23 protein-coding genes, 1 pseudogene and 1 riboswitch are annotated in these 22,534 nt (G+C 47.1%); of the genes and pseudogenes, 10 read left to right on the top strand and 14 right to left on the bottom strand.

Going from position 1 to position 22,534, the window contains the following annotated elements:
* Positions 1 to 23: 23 nt before the first annotated feature.
* The 9 genes from C7R94_RS06215 to C7R94_RS06175 form a co-directional block, all read right to left on the bottom strand.
* Positions 24 to 1,379: an MATE family efflux transporter gene (locus C7R94_RS06215; protein ID WP_106779135.1), complete on the bottom strand. Its 1,356-nt coding sequence runs from the start codon at positions 1,377 to 1,379 to the stop codon at positions 24 to 26.
* 169 nt (positions 1,380 to 1,548) lie between these two features.
* Positions 1,549 to 3,033: a lytic polysaccharide monooxygenase gene (locus C7R94_RS06210; RefSeq protein WP_106779133.1), complete on the bottom strand. Its 1,485-nt coding sequence runs from the start codon at positions 3,031 to 3,033 to the stop codon at positions 1,549 to 1,551.
* 236 nt (positions 3,034 to 3,269) lie between these two features.
* Positions 3,270 to 4,979 carry an adenine deaminase gene (locus C7R94_RS06205; protein ID WP_106779131.1) on the bottom strand — a complete coding sequence of 570 codons (1,710 nt, stop codon included), beginning with the start codon at positions 4,977 to 4,979 and terminating at the stop codon, positions 3,270 to 3,272.
* Positions 4,980 to 4,997: 18 nt separating this feature from the next.
* Positions 4,998 to 6,059, bottom strand: coding sequence for an ABC transporter ATP-binding protein (locus C7R94_RS06200; RefSeq protein ID WP_106779128.1), 1,062 nt, complete (start codon positions 6,057 to 6,059; stop codon positions 4,998 to 5,000).
* A gap of 15 nt (positions 6,060 to 6,074) precedes the next feature.
* Positions 6,075 to 6,863, bottom strand: coding sequence for an ABC transporter permease (locus C7R94_RS06195; protein ID WP_106779125.1), 789 nt, complete (start codon positions 6,861 to 6,863; stop codon positions 6,075 to 6,077).
* Positions 6,864 to 6,868: 5 nt separating this feature from the next.
* Positions 6,869 to 7,690 carry an ABC transporter permease gene (locus C7R94_RS06190; RefSeq protein ID WP_047070061.1) on the bottom strand — a complete coding sequence of 274 codons (822 nt, stop codon included), beginning with the start codon at positions 7,688 to 7,690 and terminating at the stop codon, positions 6,869 to 6,871.
* A gap of 26 nt (positions 7,691 to 7,716) precedes the next feature.
* The gene (locus C7R94_RS06185) at positions 7,717 to 8,646 is read right to left on the bottom strand and encodes a nucleoside hydrolase (RefSeq protein ID WP_106779123.1); all 930 of its coding nucleotides are present in this window, start codon (positions 8,644 to 8,646) and stop codon (positions 7,717 to 7,719) included.
* An 86-nt stretch (positions 8,647 to 8,732) separates the two neighbouring features.
* Positions 8,733 to 9,806 (bottom strand): ABC transporter substrate-binding protein, encoded by a 1,074-nt coding sequence (locus C7R94_RS06180; RefSeq protein WP_106779121.1) that lies wholly within the window; start codon positions 9,804 to 9,806, stop codon positions 8,733 to 8,735.
* Positions 9,807 to 10,003: 197 nt separating this feature from the next.
* Positions 10,004 to 10,360: a Na-translocating system protein MpsC family protein gene (locus C7R94_RS06175; RefSeq protein ID WP_173610495.1), complete on the bottom strand. Its 357-nt coding sequence runs from the start codon at positions 10,358 to 10,360 to the stop codon at positions 10,004 to 10,006.
* A 220-nt stretch (positions 10,361 to 10,580) separates the two neighbouring features.
* Positions 10,581 to 10,683: riboswitch (SAM riboswitch) on the top strand.
* Between the two features lie 103 nt (positions 10,684 to 10,786).
* Here C7R94_RS06175 and C7R94_RS06170 point away from each other — a divergent pair.
* From C7R94_RS06170 to C7R94_RS06140, 7 genes and pseudogenes are all read left to right on the top strand, one after another.
* Entirely contained in the window at positions 10,787 to 11,617 is an 831-nt protein-coding gene (locus C7R94_RS06170; RefSeq protein ID WP_106779118.1) for a MetQ/NlpA family ABC transporter substrate-binding protein, read from the top strand.
* A gap of 42 nt (positions 11,618 to 11,659) precedes the next feature.
* Positions 11,660 to 12,697, top strand: a complete 1,038-nt coding sequence (locus C7R94_RS06165; protein ID WP_106779115.1) for a methionine ABC transporter ATP-binding protein — start codon at positions 11,660 to 11,662, stop codon at positions 12,695 to 12,697.
* Positions 12,697 to 13,359, top strand: coding sequence for a methionine ABC transporter permease (locus C7R94_RS06160; protein WP_106779113.1), 663 nt, complete (start codon positions 12,697 to 12,699; stop codon positions 13,357 to 13,359). Before C7R94_RS06165 ends, C7R94_RS06160 begins: the two co-directional genes overlap by 1 nt.
* A 149-nt stretch (positions 13,360 to 13,508) precedes the next feature.
* Positions 13,509 to 13,943, top strand: coding sequence for a hypothetical protein (locus C7R94_RS06155; protein WP_047070069.1), 435 nt, complete (start codon positions 13,509 to 13,511; stop codon positions 13,941 to 13,943).
* Positions 13,931 to 14,224 (top strand): YxcD family protein, encoded by a 294-nt coding sequence (locus C7R94_RS06150; protein ID WP_047070071.1) that lies wholly within the window; start codon positions 13,931 to 13,933, stop codon positions 14,222 to 14,224. The genes C7R94_RS06155 and C7R94_RS06150 overlap by 13 nt, the downstream gene beginning before the upstream one ends.
* A gap of 176 nt (positions 14,225 to 14,400) precedes the next feature.
* On the top strand, positions 14,401 to 15,264 hold the full coding sequence (locus tag C7R94_RS06145; RefSeq protein WP_047070073.1) for an ABC transporter ATP-binding protein: 864 nt from the start codon (positions 14,401 to 14,403) through the stop codon (positions 15,262 to 15,264).
* A gap of 129 nt (positions 15,265 to 15,393) precedes the next feature.
* Positions 15,394 to 15,812: pseudogene (locus tag C7R94_RS06140) on the top strand (DJ-1/PfpI family protein); the annotation flags it as partial.
* Between the two features lie 89 nt (positions 15,813 to 15,901).
* On the opposite strand, the gene C7R94_RS06135 reads toward C7R94_RS06140, so the two are convergent.
* From C7R94_RS06135 to C7R94_RS06115, 5 genes are all read right to left on the bottom strand, one after another.
* Positions 15,902 to 16,891, bottom strand: coding sequence for a siderophore ABC transporter substrate-binding protein (locus tag C7R94_RS06135; RefSeq protein ID WP_106779111.1), 990 nt, complete (start codon positions 16,889 to 16,891; stop codon positions 15,902 to 15,904).
* A 104-nt stretch (positions 16,892 to 16,995) separates the two neighbouring features.
* Positions 16,996 to 17,754: an iron ABC transporter ATP-binding protein gene (locus C7R94_RS06130; RefSeq protein WP_047070077.1), complete on the bottom strand. Its 759-nt coding sequence runs from the start codon at positions 17,752 to 17,754 to the stop codon at positions 16,996 to 16,998.
* Positions 17,751 to 18,692 (bottom strand): iron chelate uptake ABC transporter family permease subunit, encoded by a 942-nt coding sequence (locus C7R94_RS06125; protein ID WP_106779109.1) that lies wholly within the window; start codon positions 18,690 to 18,692, stop codon positions 17,751 to 17,753. The genes C7R94_RS06130 and C7R94_RS06125 overlap by 4 nt, the downstream gene beginning before the upstream one ends.
* Positions 18,689 to 19,642, bottom strand: a complete 954-nt coding sequence (locus C7R94_RS06120; RefSeq protein ID WP_047070081.1) for an ABC transporter permease — start codon at positions 19,640 to 19,642, stop codon at positions 18,689 to 18,691. Before C7R94_RS06120 ends, C7R94_RS06125 begins: the two co-directional genes overlap by 4 nt.
* A gap of 251 nt (positions 19,643 to 19,893) precedes the next feature.
* Positions 19,894 to 20,658: a DUF4097 family beta strand repeat-containing protein gene (locus tag C7R94_RS06115; protein WP_106779107.1), complete on the bottom strand. Its 765-nt coding sequence runs from the start codon at positions 20,656 to 20,658 to the stop codon at positions 19,894 to 19,896.
* A gap of 198 nt (positions 20,659 to 20,856) precedes the next feature.
* Here C7R94_RS06115 and C7R94_RS06110 point away from each other — a divergent pair, with 198 nt between their 5' ends.
* The 3 genes from C7R94_RS06110 (at position 20,857) to C7R94_RS06100 (ending at position 22,532) form a co-directional block, all read left to right on the top strand.
* Positions 20,857 to 21,531 (top strand): Crp/Fnr family transcriptional regulator, encoded by a 675-nt coding sequence (locus C7R94_RS06110; RefSeq protein ID WP_047070084.1) that lies wholly within the window; start codon positions 20,857 to 20,859, stop codon positions 21,529 to 21,531.
* Positions 21,532 to 21,618: 87 nt separating this feature from the next.
* The gene (locus C7R94_RS06105; RefSeq protein WP_015893867.1) at positions 21,619 to 21,981 is read left to right on the top strand and encodes a carboxymuconolactone decarboxylase family protein; all 363 of its coding nucleotides are present in this window, start codon (positions 21,619 to 21,621) and stop codon (positions 21,979 to 21,981) included.
* Positions 21,982 to 22,175: 194 nt separating this feature from the next.
* On the top strand, positions 22,176 to 22,532 hold the full coding sequence (locus tag C7R94_RS06100; protein ID WP_106779105.1) for a response regulator: 357 nt from the start codon (positions 22,176 to 22,178) through the stop codon (positions 22,530 to 22,532).
* The last annotated feature ends 2 nt before the right edge of the window (positions 22,533 to 22,534 follow it).

Genomic DNA, 22,534 nt, shown 5'->3' with positions numbered 1-22,534 from the left:
GGATTTCCCGCTTATCTGTTTCCTTATAAATGACTGCGAATCATGCGTTTCTGTAACGACAGCAGACGTCCAAAAAGGAAGATGGCACCGGCAGCCAATCCCGTAATCAGACCAATCCAATATCCGAATGCTGCAAGCGAAGTGAATTTCGCCAGAATGTATCCCAAAGGCAAGCCAATCACCCAATAAGATATCAGCGCAACGATAAAGGTAACGGTCACATCCTTGTACCCGCGCAGTACTCCTTGAATAGGGGCTGCGATGGCATCGGAGATCAGGAAGAGGATCGAGTACATCAAGAAATGCTGAGCAAGCTCCAACACCTCGATGTCAGTCGTGTAAAAACCAGCCACCTGCTCGCTAAACATCAGCAAACTGATTCCGAACAAAAGGGCAATACCAAGCGCGATACCTATACCCAAATAACTGTACTGCTTCGCGTCCCGGAACCTTTTGGCTCCCACCTCAAAGCCGACGACAATCGTCAACGCCATGGATATGCTCAATGGCACCATGTACAGGAATGATGCAAAATTCATCGCTGCCTGATGCGCAGCAATCGTAATCGTGCTGTATTCACTCATGAACAAAGTGACGGCCGCAAAAATGCTAACCTCGCAAAAGATCGAAAATCCGATAGGAAGCCCCAGCTTCAGCAGCTCTTTCCATGCTTTCATCGAGATACGATGAAATTGGGAGAACAAACCGAACGCAACGAATGGGTGTACGCGATTCACGACAAACAGAGTAATCAGCAAAATACACCAGTATGTGATGCCAGATGCAAGCCCGGCACCGACTCCCCCTAGTCGAGGCAAGCCAAAGTTACCAAAGATAAAAGCGTAGTTCAGCAAGACATTAATTGGCAACGAAAGCAAGGTAATAAACATCGTTACCCGTGTCTGTCCTAATGCGTCGATAAAGCAACGAAGCACCGTATAAAGAAACATCGGAACAATTCCAAGAGCGATTGCATGCAGGAAGCCGCGAGCAATCGTACGCACCTCAGGCTCCAATTGCATCCAGTTCAGGATCGGATCAAGCACCAAACCACCGAAGATGATGACACCGACTGCAATCCCCACACTCAAATACAAGGCCTGCATAACCGTGTAAGACACCTGATCTTGTTTCCCTGCCCCAACCATCTGTGCAACCATCGGCATGACAGCCATCAGAATCCCCGTCAAGCCTGCTTGAACAGGTGTCCATAGACTAGCCCCAATCGCTACCCCCGCCAAATCAGTTGGACTGGCATGTCCAGACATGATGGTATCGGCGAACGTCATCGAAAACAGCGCCAGTTGTGAGATCAAGATCGGAAGCAAAACAGCCAAAAACTGTCGCCATTTTTCTTTTAGCGAATAGGTTTCATTCATTTTTGATTTCCTTCTAACCTTATAAGATGGGCAAACAATCCTGCATCAATGTGGCCGGAGACTGTTTATCTTTCAAATTATAAGTATAGCAAAACAAGTAGAAATCGGCAAAATAGTGACTGCACTTACACAACCAAAAGCCCAGGCAGATCACCCGGGCTTTGCTACATTATTCAACCAGCTTCCATACATCGGCTTTCCCTGGCTCTTCGCCCTTGGTCCACCATTTTGCCTCATAAACCTTGTCTTCGTAATTCACTTGCGCTCCGCCATCATACGCTTTACTGGAATCCCATGACAGTACGACATCGCTTACCAGTTTCCACGCATCAGAACGGTCTGGCTGTTCACCAGTTACCCACCATTTTGCTACGAATTCCATTCCATCATATAAGACGCGGTCGCCCTGTACATACACAGCAGAGGAATCCCACTCAGCGATTTCACCTGGCACTTCAGGCTTTTTCTCCTTGGTGCTTGCAGCAAAAGGCGCGCTCTCTTCGGAAATATTTCCTGCGGCATCAACCGCCTTGATCGTATACGTATAAGATGTGCCTGCTGTTAATCCTTTATCGACAAAGTAAGGCTTTTCAACTGTCCCTACGTGGGAGCCATCACGATATACCTCGTATTTCGCCACGCCAACATTGTCTCGAGAAGGACTCCACATGAGGTCGATTTCTGTCTCTGTTGGATGGTGAGTCATGATTCCCGCTGGTACCGTCGGTGCTTCTGTATCCACGATATCTTCCGCTTTTGTGCGAACGGTAAGGGCTTTGCTAGAGTCAGACTCTTTCCCTTTGCCATCGACTGCCACAACGGTGTAGCTGTAAGCCGTAGCAGGCGTCAAATCTTTGTCCGTGTATGCTGTTTCTTTGGTAGACGCGATTCGTTTGCCATCGCGATACACATCGTATTGCTTGATTCCCTCAGATGCCACGGATTTTGTCCAGCTAAGCTCAATGCTTGTAGCTGTTTGCGATACAGAAGTCACATTGCCTGGAACGGTAGGCTTTTCAATGATGCCTGTTCCCGTGTTAATCAAATTCACATCAATTGCCTGGTAAAAAGCCATGCCCGTATCAGCAATTTCCCAGACAGCCAAAATAATGTGGTAACCGCTACGATCTGTAGGTACATTACACGATTGCGTTACCGTGAATGGCGGTCTTTTCCCTCCGTCCTGGAACGAGCAGAACAGTTCCAAATCCGCTCGGGCAAGCGGCTTGTTAGGATTCCAATCTTTTTTCGTGATGTAATATTTCCACTCCGCTGTACTATGCGGGGCTGTTAGATTCCAAGTAAACGCATTTTGTCCACCCTGCAAGGTAACCTTGGTCCAGCGATCTGCCGTTTGTGCGTAAAGCTCAGGATAGCGGCCTCCACCAGTAAATTCACCATCGACAGGACCAGACTGCGGGAACCCGCCAATACCCTCCACGCTTTGCGGTTCCCACTGGATTTGACCGCAGCCTTTGTTTTGCCCCGTCTTACACAAGTAAGAGCGACTCGCTGGCGATTCGATGTACCCGTGAGCCGAGGCTTTCTCAGCGAACACGAGAGTAGCTGCGCCTGCCACCAGCATCATTGCCAGCATGAACAAAAGCGACAGACCTTTACTGAACAGTTTGTTTCTCAACCCTACGTTATCCATTTATTTATCTCCTCTTTTCTGGATTAGGATCGAATACCATGTTACAGAAAAATTTTCCAGTATTACAGATTCTGAATACCCAAACCAAAACCTGCCAAATACCCTAATTCCAGTAAGTGAATAGGTAATTATTCGGGAGTGTATGCCTATGCATGAAATTTTATATGCTTCTTTCGGGACTTTTTGATCAAAAAAAGTTGCCTGCCGAAAATAATATTCTCAGCAGACAACTTTTATCACATCAAAAGCAACGGAACTATTTTCCCTTCATTTACATCGATCAACCCCAGATCCGTCAGCTTCAGGGCTGGACTGACCGGTAAGGAATGCGTGCTGATCGACATGATCGGGTTGTAGTGATTGTAACCGAGCGACTCCATGGCACGGCGAAGTTGCTCAACTTCCTTTGCAGTCTTTTCCAATGGTTCCTCTGTCAAAATGCCTCCGACCGGCAAATGAAGGCTCGCGATCACCTTGCCATCCTCCACCACGTAAAAGCCGCCCTGGTTGCGGATGACTTCATTGGCTGCGACCATCATATCGTGCGGATTGTGTCCGACAACCAAGAGATTGTGGTTGTCATGCGAATAGCTAGTGGCTACCGCACCTCGCTTGATCGTATCGCCGCTGATCAAGCCGTAACCGCGATTGCCGTTTTTGCCATAGCGTTCAAAGACAGCGATCAAGCCGTATGGGCTCTCCTCCCACAAGAGTTGTCCTTCCCGCACCTCAGCGATTCCACGGTGATCCTCTGTAAACGTAGAACCGTTTTGAACGAGCATGACCCGACATGGATAACGATTGTCCGGCACATCTACCGCGACGTGGAAGTCTTGCTCTGTAAGCGGTGATAGCTTGATGCTCTCATAAAAATGCGCAGGAAACTGCTTCTCTTTGACTACTTGTCGGTACTCTTCCCTGGCGTCATAAGCTTTCTTCCCATTTTTGTAGACGCGTTCGATCTTGAGTTCATGCAGATCAGACAGCAACAGGAAGTCCGCTATTTTGCCAGGAGCAATCGCCCCTCGATCCGTCATGTTCATACGTCTGGCTGGGGTAAATGTACTCGCGTAGATCGCGCGCTCCGGCTGCATGCCCATTTGAATGGCTTTTTTCACGATATGGTTCAAATGTCCGCGATTGACCAAGGAATCTGTCATCACATCATCCGTCACAAAGCAAAAATGCTCGGAAACATCCTCTTTGATCAAATAGTCCATGACTTCATCCGTCATCGATTTTTCTTGAATCTCTAGGAACATGCCTGCTGCAATTCTCGCTTCCATGCCCTCACGCGTCTGGTGCGTATGATCAGAGTCCACCCCCGCATAAATGACACGATGCAGATCCAAATCGATCAATTTCGGAACATGCCCCTCGATGACGAGCTTTGGATACGTCTTGCGGATATGCTCCAGGATGCGATTCGTCTTGCAGTCAGGGTCCTTGATAATGTCTACGTAGTTCATGATTTCGCCGAGGCAAATGATCTCTTCGGAGCGCAAGAGCTCGTCCATGTCTGCAATCTCGACAGACCCACCTGTCGTTTCCATTGAGGTAGCTGGTACGGAGCTCGGGATTGCGTACAGCATATCAACGACACAATCACGGCTCGCACGAATCATCTCTTTGATCCCTTCAATTCCGAATACATTGGCCATCTCATGCGGTTCCGGTACGATCGTCGTCACTCCGTTTTGAATCAAGCCATAGGAAAATGTCTCCGGCGTCACCATCGTGCTCTCAATATGCAAGTGAATATCGACCAGACCAGGAATCATGTAGCGGCCTTGTCCGTCCACGATCTCGGCAGCTTCAAATGTTTCCGTACTCCGCTCACCAATATAGAAGAATCGTCCATCCAAAACAGCGACATTTCCTTTGATGAACTTTTTAAAATAGCTGTTAAACACTTGGACGTCTTGAATCAACAAATCGACCTTCACGAAAATAACCTCCTGTCTTTAGTCCACGAGTACCACTTTGTCTTTTGGAAACAGCAGATTGACGTTTAGGCCAGTCTTGTACGGCGTCTCCATCTCTTGATTGACCGTGAAGTCGCCCAGCTCTGTTTCCACGACATATTGATAGCTGCGTCCCAAAAACGTGCTTACCTTCACTGTTCCACGCAGACGGTTCATTCCCGGTTCGGTGCTCTCTTCTGTCGTTACAAGAAGGTCATCTGGTCGCATTGCGCATTTTTTGCCGGACGGATTCGCTGTGCCCGGATTTTTGGACGCGGTAAAACGATGGTCTCCGACACGCAAGCCAATTTCTCCGTTCTGCTCGGTGCGCTCCACGAAGTCAATGAAGTTGGTAAAACCGATAAAGCGAGCGATGAACTCCGTCTTTGGATATTTGAAAATTGTGGCTGGATCGTCGAGCTGCTCGATCACACCCTTGTTCATGATTGCCACCTGATCCGAGATGGAGAAGCACTCCTCCTGGTCATGCGATACGTACACAGTCGTAATTCCCAGCTCCTGCTGAATGCGGCGGATTTCTACGCGCATGTTAATCCGCAGGTTGGCATCGAGGTTGCTGAGCGGCTCATCGAACAGCAGCAGGTCAGGCTGAATTACCAGTGCCCGCGCAATTGCCACGCGCTGTCTTTGACCACCGGACAGCTCCTTCGGGAAACGCTTTTCGTAGCCGCCGAGACTCACGACTTCGAGAATTTGCTGCACACGGGTCTTTACCTCTGTTTCATTGACCTTGCGCAGGCGCAAACCGAACGCCACGTTATCGAAAACAGAAAGGTGCGGAAACAGTGCATAGCTTTGGAAAACAAACCCGAAGTTGCGCTTGTTTACCGGAACGCGCGTATAGTCTTTTCCTTCAAACATAAACCGGCCATCTTTTGCTTCCAGAAAACCCGCAATCAGGCGCAGCGTCGTCGTCTTTCCGCAGCCGCTCGGACCGAGCAATGAGATGAGCTGTCCCTTTTCGATATTGAGATTGAAGTTTTGCAAAATATATTGATTGTCATAGGCAACCGATACGTTTTCCAGCGTGAGCAATGCCATGAGTTGATGCCTCCGTTATCGTTTTGTAAAGTAGGAAAGCCCCATCAGACGTTCAATGATGAACATGAGAATAGCCGTAAAAATCATGAGCAGCACGGAAATCGCGGCGATCGTGGGATCGAAGTTGTTTTCTACGTACGTCAGCATCTGGATCGGCAGCGTGCTTACCCCTGGTCCTGTCATGAAAACAGAGATATCTACGTTGTTGAACGACTCCAGAAAAGCGATCAGAATCGCAGCAATAATCCCGGAGCGAATATTCGGCAAGACGACTTTGAAAAAGGTTTCGAGACGACCTGCCCCAAGGCTCAAAGCCGCTTCTTCAATCGCGAAGTCAAAGTTGGACAAGGAAGATGCGATGACGCGAATGATAAACGGAAGCATCAGCACCGTATGACCGACGAGAAGTCCCGCATAGATCGGCAAATTGTATACGACAATGACGTATTTCAGCATGGCAAAGCCCATCACGATACCCGGAATCAGGACAGGTGAGATGAAAATGCCATTCAAGATGCTCTTGCCGCGAAAATCAAAGCGACTGAGCGCATAAGCAGCCGGAATCCCCAACAAGAGCGCTAAGAGATTCCCCAGCAAAGAAACGAACATAGACGTCTTGAATGTCGTCATGAACATCTCTACCTCGAAAATGTTTTCGTACCACCGCCAGGAAAAGCCCTCCGGCGGAAACTTCAAGACGCTCCCCGGCTCAAACGACGTAAAAGAAATAATAATGAGCGGCCCTAGCAAAAACAAAAAGACGAGAGAGGTAAACAGGGCCAACCCGCGATTTTTCTCCTGCATAGCTTCTACCCCTTCGGATTTAATTTTGTCGCCAGCTTGTTCATGAAATAGATGACGACAAATGTAATGACAATCATGATCGTGGCAATGACGGACGCCAAATGCCAGTCATTGAGCGTAATCGCATTTTGATACAGGAACGTAGAGATGACCCGCTGTTTTCCACCTAGCAAAGCAGGCGTGGTGTAGGCGGTCAAGCTTCCGACGAACACGAGAATGCTACCGATGATGAGTCCTGGTACACTAAGTGGCACAATGACCTTCCAGAAGGCCGTCAACTTGGAAGCACCCAAGCTTTCCGCCGCCTTCAGCAAATCTGGGTCGATGTTTTCCATCACCCCTACCAGCGTAATAATGATCAGCGGCAGGAACAGGTGAATCAAACCAATCATCATCGCAGTCGGCGTATACAATATTTCCAACGGCTTATCAATGAGCCCGATTGCAAGCAGCGAGCTGTTCAATAAGCCCTTTTTTCCGAGAATAATCATCCAAGAGAACGATCGCACGACAGAGCTGGTCAGCAAAGGAAAAATCGCCAATGCCAGCAGGATGCCTTTTTTGCGTGGCCCGAGCTTGGAAATGTAGTACGCGGCAGGAAAACCGATCAGAATACATGCAATCGTCGTGACCAGACTGACCTGCAGCGTTGTCAGCATAATTTTCAGGAAGTACGCATCGGTCAGAAATTGGAGATAGCCTTGAATCGTAAAGCTACCATCCTGATAAAAGGTGGACGCAATCGTCATCACGATCGGAATGACCATGAACAGCGTCAAAAACAGCACACCCGGCAACAGCAATAAATAAAGACCCGTTTTTCTCATCTGATTAACTCCTGTTCACGGTATCGTCAGGCTTTCAATGCGCCGAGAAAACGCGCAAAGAACGCATCTGCATCTACGTCCAGACAGACGTTTATGTTCGGTTCTTTTTTCAGGCGGTTTTGAAAGTCGCAAACCGTTTGCCCATCACACAGCTCACTTCTCGTTTCTATATCTACATATAACTTCTGCGTCTTCACCAGCTTCGGATCGAGTGCGACTGCGACAGCCAACGGATCATGCATAGCGCACGCATAAATGCCATTTCGCTGAAAATAGCGATGAAGGTAATCAGACGTACTCTGTCTTACGTACTCGCCCATCGGGGTATCTCCCAGCTCGCGAATATGCTCCTCGTTCAGCAGCACTCTTCGTGTCACATCCAGTCCAACCAGCGTCAATTGCGGGAATCCGGCATGAAATACGACCTTGGCTGCCTCTGGATCGACGTACATGTTATACTCCGCAACGGGCGTCACATTGCCATGCTCGCGGACCACTCCACCCATGAAAATGACTTCCTTGACGTGTTGAACAAGCTCCGGACATTTTTTCACCGCCAAAGCCAAATTAGTCAGCGGCCCCGTCATGATAAGCGTAATTTCTCCAGAATGAGCGAGTACGTTTTCCACGATGAAATCAGGGGCAAAGCCAGCAGTCGGTTCCTTGTAAATCGGAACTCCGGCAAGGGCTCCTCCCAAACCATCTTCACCATGTACGGCATGCTCGAAAAACAACGGCCGCAGCAACGGTTCAGATGCTCCACAGACGACAGGGATTTGCTCGCCGACTTGCAAGAAATCGAGAATTTTGCACGTATTTTCTGTGGCTTTTCGCAGCGACACGTTGCCATTCACCGTAGTAATGCCAACCAGATCGAATTGCCCGCTCTTCACAGCGAGAATAATGCCAAGTGCGTCATCAATGCCGGTATCCACGTCAAGAATGATCTTTTGCACGAATGGTCCTCCTCACGTTCATTCCTCATGAAAAGAGGGTATATCCGCAAATGTCTATACCCTCGCCCATGTTTTTCTATCGTTCGTTATTGCGTGATTTCACGATTCCAACGGTCAATCCATGCTTTGGAGTGCTCGTTAACGAATTTCATGTCCAGCATTTTCAGCTTGCTTACCGTTTCTTCTCCGTACGTTACGCCTTTTGCTTCTTCTTTTGTCAGTTGAACCGTCTTGTTTACAGGAGAATCGATTTTTGCTTTTGCTGTTTTCTCCTGAACTTCCTTGCTCAGCTGGTAGTTGATGAAGTCTTCAGCGAGTGCTTTGTTTTTCGAGCCTTTTACGATGTTAACCGTATTCATGACCGCATACCCGCCGCTTGCAGGTTGTACGAAAACAGCTTCTGGAACAGCGGCTTTGATGTCTTTGAAGTACATTTCCATGATCGGTCCTACGCCGATTTCTTCTTGTCCAAACATGTTCACGTATTCGGAGGTCTTGTCGTAGAACTTCACGACACTTTGGTTGACTTCTTTCATTTTCGCGAAGGCTTGATCCTCGTTAAATTCCTTGCTGCCCGCAACCGCAGAAGCACTGTCGAGAACCATCGGGCCTGTCGTGGACGTAATGCTTGGCAGTGTCAGCTTGCCCGCCAGCTCCGGGTTCCACAGATCTTTCCAATCCTTGATCTCGGTTTTCACGAGCTTTGGATTGTAGGCAATCCCGAATTGGCCAATCGTATAGGCTGGACCATACTCCTCGCCCAGTGGTGCTTTGGCGATGTCGTAGATTTGATCCAAGTTCGTGATGCGGCTGCGGTCGATTTTTTCAAATGCGCCACTCTCAATCCCTTGCTGTGCATAGTAGTCAGAGAGGTAGATCAAGTCTACATCGGAGCTTCCTTGGCGAATTTTGTTCAGGCGCTCTGCATTATTTCCGATTTCCAGCACGATTTTCACGTTATGTTCTTTTTCAAACGGCTCATATACTTCTTTGCGGAAAAAGTCTTCGGAGAAGCCCCATGTGGAGATGACCAGCTTTTGTGGTTCGCCCTTGGCTTCGCCGCCAGCTCCTCCCGCCTGTGGTTGATCATTGCTGCCACAGCCAGCGAGAGCCAGTGACATCATAGAAAAAGACAGGATTCCAGCAAGTAATTTTTTCATCGTAATTCTCCTCCAGTTGGGTTCATTTGATGACAAAATATGGTGATACAATAAAAAGAAAAGCACCCTTGATTAGAACGTATCATTCTAAACAAGAGCACTTTTCTTCGTAAACAAAGAGAAGTGACACCCGTTTTTACGCAAAGTCTACGGTCTCCCCTTAAGATAGATCAAAAGAGAAAATCCGAACGATTGCGTCAGGTATTCAGTTCTGATTCAGCTAAAATAACATTCGTGATCGCCCACTGCGTAGGCGCATCATAGTCCCTCAGCACGGCCTCCAACGGCAACCCCATCTCTTCTTCCAATCGTTCTCTCAGTTTCTTCTTATAAAGAAGGGACATGCGAAAATCGACTTCGAGCTTGAGGGCCGGTGCTTCTCCTTCCAACGCTTGTGAGCGCGGAGAGCGGCGATGCTTGGCTTGGAACGTAATCATCTGATTTTCAATCGTGACTCGGAGCAAAGTCGTTCCAAATCCGAACAACTCTTTTGCTATCTCATTATAGATGGCAGACAGCTTTTTTCTGGTTTCATTGGAGTCCACGAGAGTCATGTCATCACCTGCGATAGCTGGTATCGGGTTCATTCGCTCTCATTATACAAATGATTTTCCGATTCTTCAATAGAATATTCGTATTTAGATCAATTTCACATTTTTCCACCAAGTCATTCGTTTGCAAAAACAGTTGACACCTGAAAAATCAGTCGTTATAATCCAACTATCCAAATAAGAATTAACAACAATGTTTGGAATGATAATTTCATAGCACATTCTCTTATGAAGAGAGGTTGAGGGACTGGCCCTATGACACCTCGGCAACCTATCGCAAACGATACGGTGCCAAATCCAGCGGAATTTATTCCGACAGATAAGAGAGGTATTGTTGCAGTGTGGTTACATACTCGCAGTTTTCGCCTCTTCTGTCGGAAGAGGCTTTTTTCTTTTCCATCTTACATCCAGAGAAAAGGGGTTATTTTCATGAAAAAGACTGGTCTACTACTCACTACACTACTGCTCGCTGCATCGCTCGTAACGGCTTGCGGCGGTAAACAAGAAGCTGCTCCTGCTAACGGCGGCACTACTGCTGAACAAACCTCGCTCAAAGTGGGCGTCACTGGCGGCCCGCACGAAGAGATTCTAAACAAAGTGAAAGAAGTCGCCAAAGGCAAAGGGCTCGACGTCGAAGTCGTCGTTTTCAACGATTACGTACAGCCGAACCAAGCGCTCGATAAAGGAAACCTCGATGTGAACAGCTTCCAAACCATTCCGTTCTTGGCGAAGTTCAATCAAGATCACAAAACCAAAATCGTCGAGGTCGGAAAAACCGTGACGTACCCGATGGGCCTGTACTCCACCAAGCATAAAAAAGTGGAGGACATCCCGGCAGGCGGCGTTGTCGGCATCCAAAACGACCCGACCAACCGAGCACGCGCCCTTCTGCTCTATCAGGCAGCCGGCTTAATTAAGCTCAAGGATGGCGTGGGCGACAACGCAACACCACTGGACATCGTAGAAAATCCAAAAAATTTGCAATTCAAAGAGCTGGAGGCTGCTTTCCTGGCGCGCTCACTGAGCAACGTAGAGGTTGCTTCAATTAATACGAATTTCGCAATGGAAGCTGGCTACTCCCCGAAAAAAGATGCGATCTTCGCTGAGACGGCTGATTCTCCATACGTAAACATCCTGGCAGTCAACGAAACCAACAAAGACAACCCTGCTGTCAAAAAGCTGGTGGACATCTACCGTTCCGAAGAAGTGAAAAAATTCATCGACGAACGTTTTGAAGGAGCTGTACTGCCGTCCTGGTAAAATCCACGCCAGGAACATCAAGAACAACAAGGAGAACTCGTTATGATACAGCTAACCGATATTCATAAGTCGTATCAAGTAGGAAACAAGCAGGTAAAAGCATTGAAGGGCGTATCCCTACAGGTGGAAAAAGGACAAATCTACGGGGTTATCGGCTTTAGCGGAGCGGGGAAAAGTACCCTGCTCCGTACCATCAACCTGTTGGAGAAGCCAACGAGCGGTTCTGTGATCGTCAATGGCCAGAACATGCTGGCCCTCAAGGAAAAGGAGCTGCGGCAAGCTCGCAAAAAGATCGGGATTATTTTTCAACACTTCAACCTGCTCTCTTCCTATAATGTCTTTGACAATGTGGCGGAAATCTTGCGGATGAATCGCGTCCCCAAAGATGTCATTAAGCGCAAGGTAGAAGACCTTCTCGGCTTGGTTGGCTTGTCTGATAAAGCAAACGCTTATCCTTCTCAGCTATCCGGTGGACAAAAGCAACGGGTGGGCATCGCTCGTGCGCTTGCGACCGATCCGGAAATTCTGCTCTGTGACGAAGCGACTTCCGCTCTCGACCCGCAGACGACCGAATCGATCCTGGAGCTGTTGCTCGACATCAATCGAAAGTTCAACCTGACCATCGTGCTGATTACACATGAAATGCAGGTCATCAAAAAAATCTGCGACCAGGTAGCCATCATGGAAAATGGCGTTGTCATCGAGCAAGGCTCCGTTCTGGATGTGTTCAGCAATCCGCAAGAGCAAACGACCCGTAATTTTATCAAAACGGTTTTCGACGATCAGGTGCCACAGGAGATCTTGTCCAAAATAAAAGATACAGGGCCTGTTTCCAAAATTGTTCGCGTTGCCTTTCGCGGAGATGCCGCTCTCGATCCTGTTCTAGGCACCTTGTCCGCACGCTTTCCGATTAGCACCAATCTGTTGTACGGCTCGATTACGACCATTAAGGGAACAGCGCTTGGCATTTTGCTTTTGCACATTTCTGGTGAAGACCAGCCCATTCAGGATGGCATTCGCTTCTTGCGCGAATCCGTCTACCGCGTAGATATTGTGTCACCAGAGGAGGTGCGGAGCTAATGGAGCGTCTAATTGAAATGATTCCGGTATTCGGGCAATCCCTGCAAGAGACCGTCATCATGGTCGGGTTTTCGTTGTTCATTGCGACATTGATCGGGATTCCGCTCGGGATTTTGTTGGTCATCACACAGGCGAATCACCTTTTCCCGAACAAGATCATCTATCACACCTTGAATACGCTCATCAACATTGTGCGTTCACTGCCTTTTATTATCCTCATGGTTGCAATCATTCCTTTTACGGAGTTGATCGTGGGCACTTCGATTGGGATTGAAGGAGCCATTGTGCCGCTCATCGTCTATACATCGCCGTACATCTCACGCCTGATGGAAACGGCCCTGCACGACGTAGATCGCGGCGTGATCGAAGCGTACCAAGCGATGGGCGCATCCCGGACGCAGATTATTTTTCGCATCATGCTGCGTGAAGCACGGCCTGGCATCGTCCTCTGCCTGACGATCGCGACCATCGGTTTGATCGGTGCTACTGCTATGGCTGGGGCAGTTGGTGCCGGTGGGCTGGGCGATCTCGCCTTGCGCTACGGCTATCAGCAATGGGACATCGAAGTCATGATCATTACCGTCATTATCCTCGTTGTCTTGGTCCAGCTCATTCAATCGTTGGGTAACTGGGCAGCCCGAAAACTGAAAAAGAGCGCGTAAATCGAAGAACCCCTGACCAGATCGCTTGTCAGGGGATTTTTTGTAGGTATTTAGACCGATCGTCACTGAAAGTTCGTTGGTATTTCGCTCGATATTCATGTAGACTTATATATACATGTCATTTTAATGAGAGGGGCTACTCAAATAACATGAAAAAACTCATCATGATGTTGGTTGCCGTAATGCTCGTACTCGCTCCGGCCGGAGGATTCATTGATCATGCTGATGCGAAAGGTTATAAGTCCGGGAAAAAATCTTTTAACTCTAACACGGCTCCTACCAATACACAAACAACCAACAAAGCCGATTCAAATGTAAACGCAACAACCAATAAAGGTACTACAACAACTCCTGCTGCTACCGCAAGCAAAAGCGGCGGATTCATGAAAGGTCTCCTGATTGGTGGTCTGGCTGGTTTGTTGTTTGGAAGCCTGTTCGCTGACATGGGTATTCTGGGTTCCATCCTTGGCTTCATGATCAACCTGATGGCAATCCTCGCTGTGATTATCCTGATCCGTAAAGCGTTCGTCTACTTCAAAACCAAGCGTGCGAAAGAACAGGAACTGAACGCATGGAAAAGATAACATTTTCTGAACAAGACATCATTAATGCAATCTGCATTCATGCAGCTTACAAAAAGCAGTTGAAGCCACAAGACATCTCCGTCGAGCTAATGTGGGACGAGGAGTATGGCTTCTCTGCTGAAATACACTGGATGGATCGCCAACAAATCTTCGTCGAGATTAATATGATTGAAGCGATTCGCTACTACCTGGAGACCCAGATGCAGCGCAACCCTTATTCTGCCGGTATCGAGCTGGTATTGGACGACGAAGAAGGAATCATCGCTCATATCACCTACTAACACCGGATAATCATTTGTTAACCCAAGGCCAATTTGTTCACGCATGTGAGCAAGTTGGCTTTTTCATATTGAATTTGACCTCATTCCGTTATATACTTTATTTCAGTGAAAATGATTATCATTGTCTGCATTTACTCATACATGTACATACTTTCATAAAAAGGAGTTGGCCCATTGTGGAGCGCTTATACACGCAAAAGCTGGACATCGGATACGGTGAGCTTTCCATTGTCAAAGACTTGAACATCAGCATTCCTTCTGGAAAAATCACTGCCCTGGTCGGTGCAAACGGTTCTGGTAAATCGACGATCCTCAAAACTCTCGCGCGGATTATGAAACCAACCGGCGGACAAGTATTTTTGGACGGAAAGTCGATCCATCAGCAATCGACCAAGGAAGTCGCCAAGCAACTCGCGATTTTGCCGCAAAACCCAACCGCACCCGATGGCTTGACCGTGTCTGAGCTCGTTACCTATGGCCGCTTCCCCCATCAAAAAGGCTTCGGCTCTTTGACCAAGGAAGACAAGGAGATCGTAAACTGGGCTATCTCCATGACCGGCATGGCTGATTTCCATGATCGTCCGGTTGACCAGCTATCCGGCGGTCAGCGCCAGCGCGCCTGGATTGCGATGGCTCTGGCGCAAGGAACGGACATCCTGTTTCTGGATGAGCCTACGACCTTCCTGGATATGGCTCACCAGCTGGAGGTTCTCAAGCTCCTGCAAAAGCTGAATGACGAAGAAAATCGTACGATCGTCATGGTTGTCCACGATTTGAACCACGCAACCCGTTATGCACAGCACATGGTTGCCATCTCTCGCGGCACCGTCGTCGCTGAGGGAAGCCCTGCTGAAGTCATGACGCCTGAGATGCTGCGTAAGGTATTCAACATCGAAGCAGACATCCTGACTGATCCTCGCACGGGTGTACCGCTCTGCCTCCCATATGAGCTGTCTCATGCTCTGGATCAAAAGCAGCCAAACGAAAACACGACCCAACCTGTTTACACGGAAGAGCGCAAGCTGGTTGGAGCCAGATAACTGTTAGATTCCGCTAGCAAAAAGCCGGTTTTCACCACGTTTTACGGTGTAACCGGCTTTTTGCTATGCCGACTGTTTATCTCTCCTCGTTACAAGGGCTTAGAAAACCTTGCAGTTAGTCACAATCCAGACATACATATACCCCCTATGTGTATGATAAATTATAAAGCCCCTATGAATGACGAAGAAACCCTCCAGTGGATTCGCCGCATTCATGAGACGACGAAGTGGACTACGTCTGTTTGCAATGGCTCTCTGATCTTGAGCGCCGCAGGCTTGTTACATGGAGCCGTAGCCACCACTCATTGGGGGTCGTTCGTCAGGGCAAAATCGTTACAGCAGCTGGCGTTTCCTCTGGTATCGACATGGCACTCCAACTAGTTGCATGGGAATTGGGAGAGGATATGAGCAAAGGAGTTCAGTTGATTTTGGAATACGATCCCCAGCCACCGTTTGACTCGGGTTCACCAAAGAAGGCACCTGCTTTATTGGTAGAAGAAATAAGAGGGATGTTACAAGAGTTTGCCAAGCGGGAGCCCCAGGTATAACTGAATCAGCACCTTCCAAAAAATGAAAAGGCGACAGCCCAGGGAATGCCTTACTCCCATGGGCTGTCGCCACTTTCTTTTCTAGCCTCTTACCACTTAACTTCTTTCAGAACTTCTTCTGCCATGCCAGCGGTGGATACCAATCCGCCACCGGACAAGTACCAGTTGCTGGAATCCAGATAAATGATGTTGCCTGTTTTGAATGCTTTCGTGTTCTTAATCAGATCGTTTTCTACCGTTTGCTGTGTAGAAGTAGACACTTCTTGATTCTTGGAAATCGCGTTGCCACGATCAATTACGAACAGGTAGTCTGGATCTTTTTCTGCGATATATTCAAAGGAAACGCTTTGACCATGATTTTCTACAGAAATGTTTTTGTCTACAGGCGTAAATCCGAATTCACCGTGCAGGATACCAAAACGGGAACCAGCACCGTAAGCGTTCAGCTTGCCTTCGTTAACCATTACGATCAGAGCAGTCTTGCCGCTTGCCGTTGCTTTTGCATTCAATTCTTTGATAGCTGCATCGATTTTGCCCAGCTCTTCTTCTACTTGTGCTTCTTTACCGAAGATGGTACCCAATGTTTTCATATTCTCTTTGAAGGTTTCCATGTACTTCGCATTGTCTACACCCATGAAGATGGTTGGAGCAATTTTGTTCAATTCTTCGTAAGCATCTTGTTGACGACCGGAAATAAAGATGACATCCGGTTTCATTGCATTGATTTTTTCAAAGTCTGGCTCTTTCAAACCGCCAACGTTTGTGTATTTCGCATCTTTGAACTTTTCCAGGTACGCAGGAATGTTAGTAGACTGTGCAACACCCGCTACTTCGATACCCAATTTATCCAAGGAATCCAGAACACCGAAGTCAAATGCTACAACAGTTTTTGGATTCTTTTTCAGTTTTGCTTCACCCAATTTATGCTTGATCGTAACTTCTTCGGATGTTTGTGCAGCTTCCGGTGCTTTGGTTGCGTCCGCCGCAGGTGTTGCAGGAGCGGCGTTATTGGAGCCGCATGCAGCTGTGAATACAGCCAACAGTGCTGCCATAAACAGCATGAGTAATTTTTTGTTCACTTCTCTCACCTCTATATAGAATGTAAAAGTATATAAAATTATTGATAGCTTGCTGATGAAACCCCCGGCAGGCCATCAAAATTTTAACGAAAGGAAGATAGAGCTTACGCGAAATAAACGCATATTTTGTTCTGTTCAATGTCTTCAATATGGATATCCATGTCATAGACATCTTTCAAGATAGGCTGGGTGATGATCTCGTCTGTAGTGCCCTCTTTCACGACCTTGCCATCCTTGAGAGCGACGATATAATCCGAATAGACGGAAGCAAAGTTGATATCGTGAATGACAATGACAACCGTTTTGCCCATTTCGTCTACCAGACGTCGCAGCACTTTCATGATCTGGACAGAATGCTTCATATCCAAATTGTTCAACGGCTCATCCAAGAGGACGTATTCCGTATTTTGAGCGACAACCATTGCGATGTAAGCGCGTTGACGCTGACCGCCACTCAACTGGTCAAGGTACTTGTGTTGAATGTCCGTAAGCTCCAAATACTGGATGGCTTCGTCTACATACTTCCAATCCTCTTTTGTCAAATTGCCTTGTGAATACGGGAAGCGACCAAAGCTGACCAGCTCACGAATCGTCAAACGCACCGTAATGTGGTTCGATTGCTTGAGAATCGAGATTTTCTTTGCCAGCTCACTGCTTTTTGTCTGCCCAATCTCCTTGCCCTCAATGAAAACCTCGCCTTGATCCTTGGTCAATAGGCGACTAATCATCGACAGCAGCGTGCTCTTTCCGGCCCCATTGGGTCCGATAAAGGACGTGATTTTCCCCTTGGCAATCTTCACAGAGACATTTTCCACGACATTTTTGGTACCATACTGTTTTGTGACATTCCGGACTTCTATCACGCTTTATTCTCCTTTAGCAGAAGATAGATGAAGTAAACCCCACCAATAAAGTTGACGATGACACTGAGCGTTGTGGAGAACGCAAGTACACGCTCCACGATCAACAAACCGCCAACCAGTGCAATCACACTGATTAAAGCCGAGCCCACCAGCAGGTATTTATGCTGATAGGTTTTCATAAACTGATGGGCGAGATTCGCTACCAGCAGTCCAAGGAAGGTAATCGGTCCAACAAGCGCTGTCGCGATTGATACAAGAATGGCAATGACGACGAGGAACCGTTTGATGACAAAATCGTACGGAATCCCCAAATTGATCGCCTGATCGCGGCCGAGTGCTAACACATCCAAGTACTTGATGTATCGCCAGAAGTAAATCATGATTCCGATGACCAGAACAAAGCTCGTAATCAACAGGTCTGTTTTTACATTGTTGAAGCTGGCGAACATTCGGTCTTGCACAACCAGAAACTCATTCGGATCAATCAACACTTGCATGAACGTAGACAAACTGCTGAACAATGTGCCCAAGATCAATCCGATAAGAAGCAGGAAGTAAATGTTTTGCCCTTCCCTCTTAAACAGGAATTTGTAAAGCAAGCCTGCGAAAAGCACCATCCCACCTGTCGAGATCAAAAAGTTCACATTGTTGTTCATCAAGGTGAAATGGGTGGAGCCAAACACGAAGATCACAAATGTTTGGATAAACATATAGAGCGAATCAAGGCCGATGATGCTAGGCGTCAAGATTCGGTTGTTCGTGATTGTCTGGAAGATCATCGTAGAGAAGGCGATGATGCAACCGGTTAAAATGATGGCAAGAATTTTCTTAGCCCGCCGAGGAAGGACGTAATCCCAGTTGCCACCGGCGTCAATCATCATAAAAATGGCTATCAAAGCAATGGCCATAATCGACAGGGCAGCTATCTTCGCTTTCATTGTTCATATGCCTTTCTTCTCATGAGTAAGTACACGAATATCCCGCTGCCTATGACCCCAACCATCAAGCCGATGGAAATCTCGTATGGGAAAATAATGAGGCGACCGAGAATATCACAAGCAAGTACAAACACCGCACCAAGCAAAGCGGTATGAGATAAGCTTTTTTTCAGGTTGTCTCCCAGGTAGATCGTAACCAGGTTGGGAATGATCAGCCCCAAAAACGGGATTGTCCCTACTGTGAGAATAACTACCGAAGTCACACAAGCGACAATGACCAGTCCAATGTTGACGACGTGCTTGTAGTTCAACCCGAGGTTGATGGCGAACTCTTCACCCATTCCGGCAATGGTAAACTTGTTCGCAAACAAGTACGCGATAATCACCAGCGGAATGCTTATGTACAAAAGCTCATAGCTGCCTTTCATAATGGTGGAGAAATCTCCATGCAACCAAGCAGACATGTTTTGCATCAGGTCATGCTTATAAGCGAAAAACGTCGTGATGGATCCGACGATGTTTCCAAACATCAGTCCCACTAGCGGGATGAAAATGGAGTCTTTAAATTTGATTCTTTCAAGAATCTTCATAAAGACAAAGGTTCCAAAGAGAGCAAATGCAAAAGCAACGAGTAGCTTCACCCAAGAGCTCGCATCAGCGAATACCAAGAGGGAAACCAATATTCCGAATCGAACGGAGTCCTCTGTCCCTGCTGTCGTCGGAGAAACGAACTTGTTTCGGGTCAGCTGTTGCATGATCAAGCCAGCGATACTCATGCTGATCCCTGCGATGATAATACTGATCAAACGCGGAATCCTGCTAATCCATAGCACTTGCACTTTGTCATCTGTGAGATTGAACAAATCCCACGGAGATATATCTTTCACACCAATAAAAAGTGAAACGAACGATAGCAAAATAAGTGCTACAACCAAATATCTCTTTTTCATCGCGTCCCTACTCTTCTTACGTTTTCCTGGAGTAATTTTCCGTATTGACTCGAGTATTTACGAAAGAGAATAATTCTCATGTCCATTAATAAAGAGATTCATTCTCAATTAGAACTACCTTTGTTATAGTAGCACTTCTTTATCGGAAGGGAAAGCTTTTTTTCATTAGTCGGCTAATTTTTTCTTCAACCTGTCAAAATACGGACAAGAACAAGAAAACCGCCAGGGCAAAAACCCTGACGGTCCTGATTTTATTTGGATGTGTACGAGCCTTTTATGTTTTGAACGAATCGATCTCCGCTCCCGTCATTCTCAATCAGCACATTTCCTTCGACGGTATCAATGACAATATCGCCGCTTTCGTCCGATATCGTAACATCACCTTTATGCTTCCTAATATACATATCACCGGATTGATCGTGAATCGCTACGTTTCCACCCGTATTTTCCATAACGATATCACCTGAATCGTCTTCGATCAGTTTAAGGGCCGACGCGTCCTTGATCTTGATATCACCGGACTGGTCACGAATCTCTACCTCTCCGTTCGTATTCGTTAATTGAATATCACCAGAGTCATCCTCAATCGTGAGCTTTCCTGCCAGATTCGTCATGTCAATATCTCCTGATCCATCGGTAAGGGCGATCGGCAGCTGGGCAGGAACTGTTACGGTTAGTGTCATATCCACATAGTTAATACCGATACCTGTATTTATTTCGGATCGTAGTGTTGCGGTATTCCCATCCTTCTCGAGTGTTATGATGATTTCTTCGGGTTTGACATTTTTCGATTTAATATCAGCATCTACATGAATCACCGTTGCTTTTTCATCACCTTTGACGATCAAATTGCCCGAATCCGTAACAATATTTAATGCCTCGATGGACTCCGCAGGTAATTCAAGCTGTCTTTTTTCTTCTTCAATCTTGATCACGTTATCGTTGATCGTGCATCCGGCCAGGCCGATTCCTACAGCAATTAGGCCTACTCCTATCCACTGTTTCATTTGTTTCATCTGTTTCCCCTCGATACTGGTTATTTTTACAAGATAAGTTCTATACCATCATAGCAAAACAGCGTAGAAGAGAAATCAGGCTACGGGGTTGTTCTCTCGTCAGTCCGCAGACGGATATTCCATTGTAGAGATCCCGTCTTTTCCCTACACTACAAGTAAGCATATTTCTCTAATTGAGTTGTCGCGGAGGGTAAAACAATGGACTTGAATCGAATCCAACTTGTGACGGATGCTTTTCCGTGCTTTTCCCTTGTTCCGGAAGCCGCATGGCGCCATCCTGACATAACAGTGGAACGCTTTTCTACCCAGCTTACGATGCAGCAGGGTCATCTGTTTGCCCATGCTGCTTTTGTATTGTCAGGCAAGGTCCGCATCTATATCATCAGCGAGTCAGGACGTGAGGTTACGTTATATCGGGTACAACGCGGGGGAGTCTGCGTCCTCATGATGGCCAGTATTTTAGGTGAGACGGGCTATGAAGCATCCGCACAGCTAGAAGAGGAAACCGAGCTGCTGCTTTTGCCTGTAGATGTTTTCAAAGACTGGATGGATCACTATAAGGACTTGCGTCAGTTTATTTACCGAAACATGATCAACCGAATGGTCTCCGTCACATCTCTGGTCGAGGATATCGCGTTTAAACCGATCAACGCCCGCATCGCCGAATTATTGCTCCGTCGTACCACAGATTCTCACAATCATCTTTCCATCACCCATGAAGCGATTGCCATAGAACTCGGAACTGCCCGAGAGGTAATCAGTCGGTCACTCAAGGAGTTTGAAAAAGCCGGGTGGCTTCAGTTAGGCCGAGGCCGAATCACAGCTATTCGCCGTGATGCCCTCCAGGAAAAACTTTTTCCTAGTGATTGGTGAGATTGGTGAGTAAGTTACAGAAGCAACCATTTTCTCACTTTACAATAAAGTCGTAGTGACTACCCATGAAAAGGGAGAGGATGTTTCATGTCAAAAGCACGTTCTTATTATGAATCAGCAAATTTGTCGCATATCCCAGAATTGATGAAATTGGCGCCTGACGCTGCCGCTTCTTATTTTTCTTTCGAGCGGCAAATCTACCAGCAATCCCACCAGCTTCCGGTCAAAACGAAAGAGTTGATTGCCATTGTGGTCGCTCACGTGACTGGCTGCCCTTATTGCATCGATGTTCACGTAAAAAAGTATAAAGAACTGGGCGGCACCATGGAGGAAATTATGGAGGCTCTACTCGTTGCCGCAGTGACACGTTCCGGTGCTATCTTAAGTCATGGGGTCAATGCCTTGCTCGCCTATCATGATGCTCCTGGCAAGCCAGATTGCTTTTGCTAACCGAATACATGACCCATCTGGAAAAGCTAAACAAACGAATCCAGTTTCATCAAAAGCTGGAATTCGTTTGTTTTTTTGTATGTTTGCACACTTTTGATGATCAAATGATTGCGACATTTTTCCTATCAGTGTTATGGTAAAAGCAGGATGAATACTTACCAATAATTACTAACCGTTTCGAAACAGGAGGTTTTATGGCTCGTATACTGATAGCAGACGACTCCCTTGTAGTACGAGATTACATGAAAATCATTTTGGAACGGGCGGGCCATCAAGTCATTGCAGAAGCGACAAATGGATTGGACGCCTATCAAAAGTATACGGCCCACCTCCCCGACGTGGTGACGATGGATATCAATATGCCGGGAATGAACGGCATAGAGACCGTCAAAAAAATCATCGGCACCTTCCCCGACGCCAACATCATTATGGTCAGCACCAACGGATTAAAGCCGCTCGTTTTTGAAGCAATCAACGCTGGAGCGCGCCATTACATTCTAAAACCGATCGATGAAGAGCGGCTTTTGGCTGCCATTACGAATTCTATTTAGTC

The sequence above is a fragment of the Brevibacillus sp. NRRL NRS-603 genome (genome assembly GCF_003013445.1).
GTDB classification, from domain to species: Bacteria; Bacillota; Bacilli; order Brevibacillales; family Brevibacillaceae; genus Brevibacillus; species Brevibacillus formosus.
Note: the sequence above shows the minus strand (reverse complement) of the source record. Positions and strands in the feature narration are given on the sequence as shown.

Bases quoted from the DNA above. Each gene is read 5' to 3' on its own strand.
- C7R94_RS06155 (WP_047070069.1), top strand. From the start codon at position 13,509: ATGAAAAAACTCATCATGATGTTGGTTGCCGTAATGCTCGTACTCGCT.
- C7R94_RS06125 (WP_106779109.1), bottom strand. From the start codon at position 18,692: ATGAAAGCGAAGATAGCTGCCCTGTCGATTATGGCCATTGCTTTGATA.
- C7R94_RS06190 (WP_047070061.1), bottom strand. From the start codon at position 7,690: ATGAGAAAAACGGGTCTTTATTTATTGCTGTTGCCGGGTGTGCTGTTT.
- C7R94_RS06170 (WP_106779118.1), top strand. From the start codon at position 10,787: ATGAAAAAGACTGGTCTACTACTCACTACACTACTGCTCGCTGCATCG.
- C7R94_RS06110 (WP_047070084.1), top strand. From the start codon at position 20,857: ATGGACTTGAATCGAATCCAACTTGTGACGGATGCTTTTCCGTGCTTT.
- C7R94_RS06165 (WP_106779115.1), top strand. From the start codon at position 11,660: ATGATACAGCTAACCGATATTCATAAGTCGTATCAAGTAGGAAACAAG.
- C7R94_RS06105 (WP_015893867.1), top strand. From the start codon at position 21,619: ATGTCAAAAGCACGTTCTTATTATGAATCAGCAAATTTGTCGCATATC.
- C7R94_RS06210 (WP_106779133.1), bottom strand. From the start codon at position 3,033: ATGGATAACGTAGGGTTGAGAAACAAACTGTTCAGTAAAGGTCTGTCG.
- C7R94_RS06160 (WP_106779113.1), top strand. From the start codon at position 12,697: ATGGAGCGTCTAATTGAAATGATTCCGGTATTCGGGCAATCCCTGCAA.
- C7R94_RS06215 (WP_106779135.1), bottom strand. From the start codon at position 1,379: ATGAATGAAACCTATTCGCTAAAAGAAAAATGGCGACAGTTTTTGGCT.
- C7R94_RS06180 (WP_106779121.1), bottom strand. From the start codon at position 9,806: ATGAAAAAATTACTTGCTGGAATCCTGTCTTTTTCTATGATGTCACTG.
- C7R94_RS06150 (WP_047070071.1), top strand. From the start codon at position 13,931: ATGGAAAAGATAACATTTTCTGAACAAGACATCATTAATGCAATCTGC.
- C7R94_RS06115 (WP_106779107.1), bottom strand. From the start codon at position 20,658: ATGAAACAAATGAAACAGTGGATAGGAGTAGGCCTAATTGCTGTAGGA.
- C7R94_RS06200 (WP_106779128.1), bottom strand. From the start codon at position 6,059: ATGGCATTGCTCACGCTGGAAAACGTATCGGTTGCCTATGACAATCAA.
- C7R94_RS06120 (WP_047070081.1), bottom strand. From the start codon at position 19,642: ATGAAAAAGAGATATTTGGTTGTAGCACTTATTTTGCTATCGTTCGTT.
- C7R94_RS06195 (WP_106779125.1), bottom strand. From the start codon at position 6,863: ATGCAGGAGAAAAATCGCGGGTTGGCCCTGTTTACCTCTCTCGTCTTT.
- C7R94_RS06175 (WP_173610495.1), bottom strand. From the start codon at position 10,360: ATGACTCTCGTGGACTCCAATGAAACCAGAAAAAAGCTGTCTGCCATC.
- C7R94_RS06100 (WP_106779105.1), top strand. From the start codon at position 22,176: ATGGCTCGTATACTGATAGCAGACGACTCCCTTGTAGTACGAGATTAC.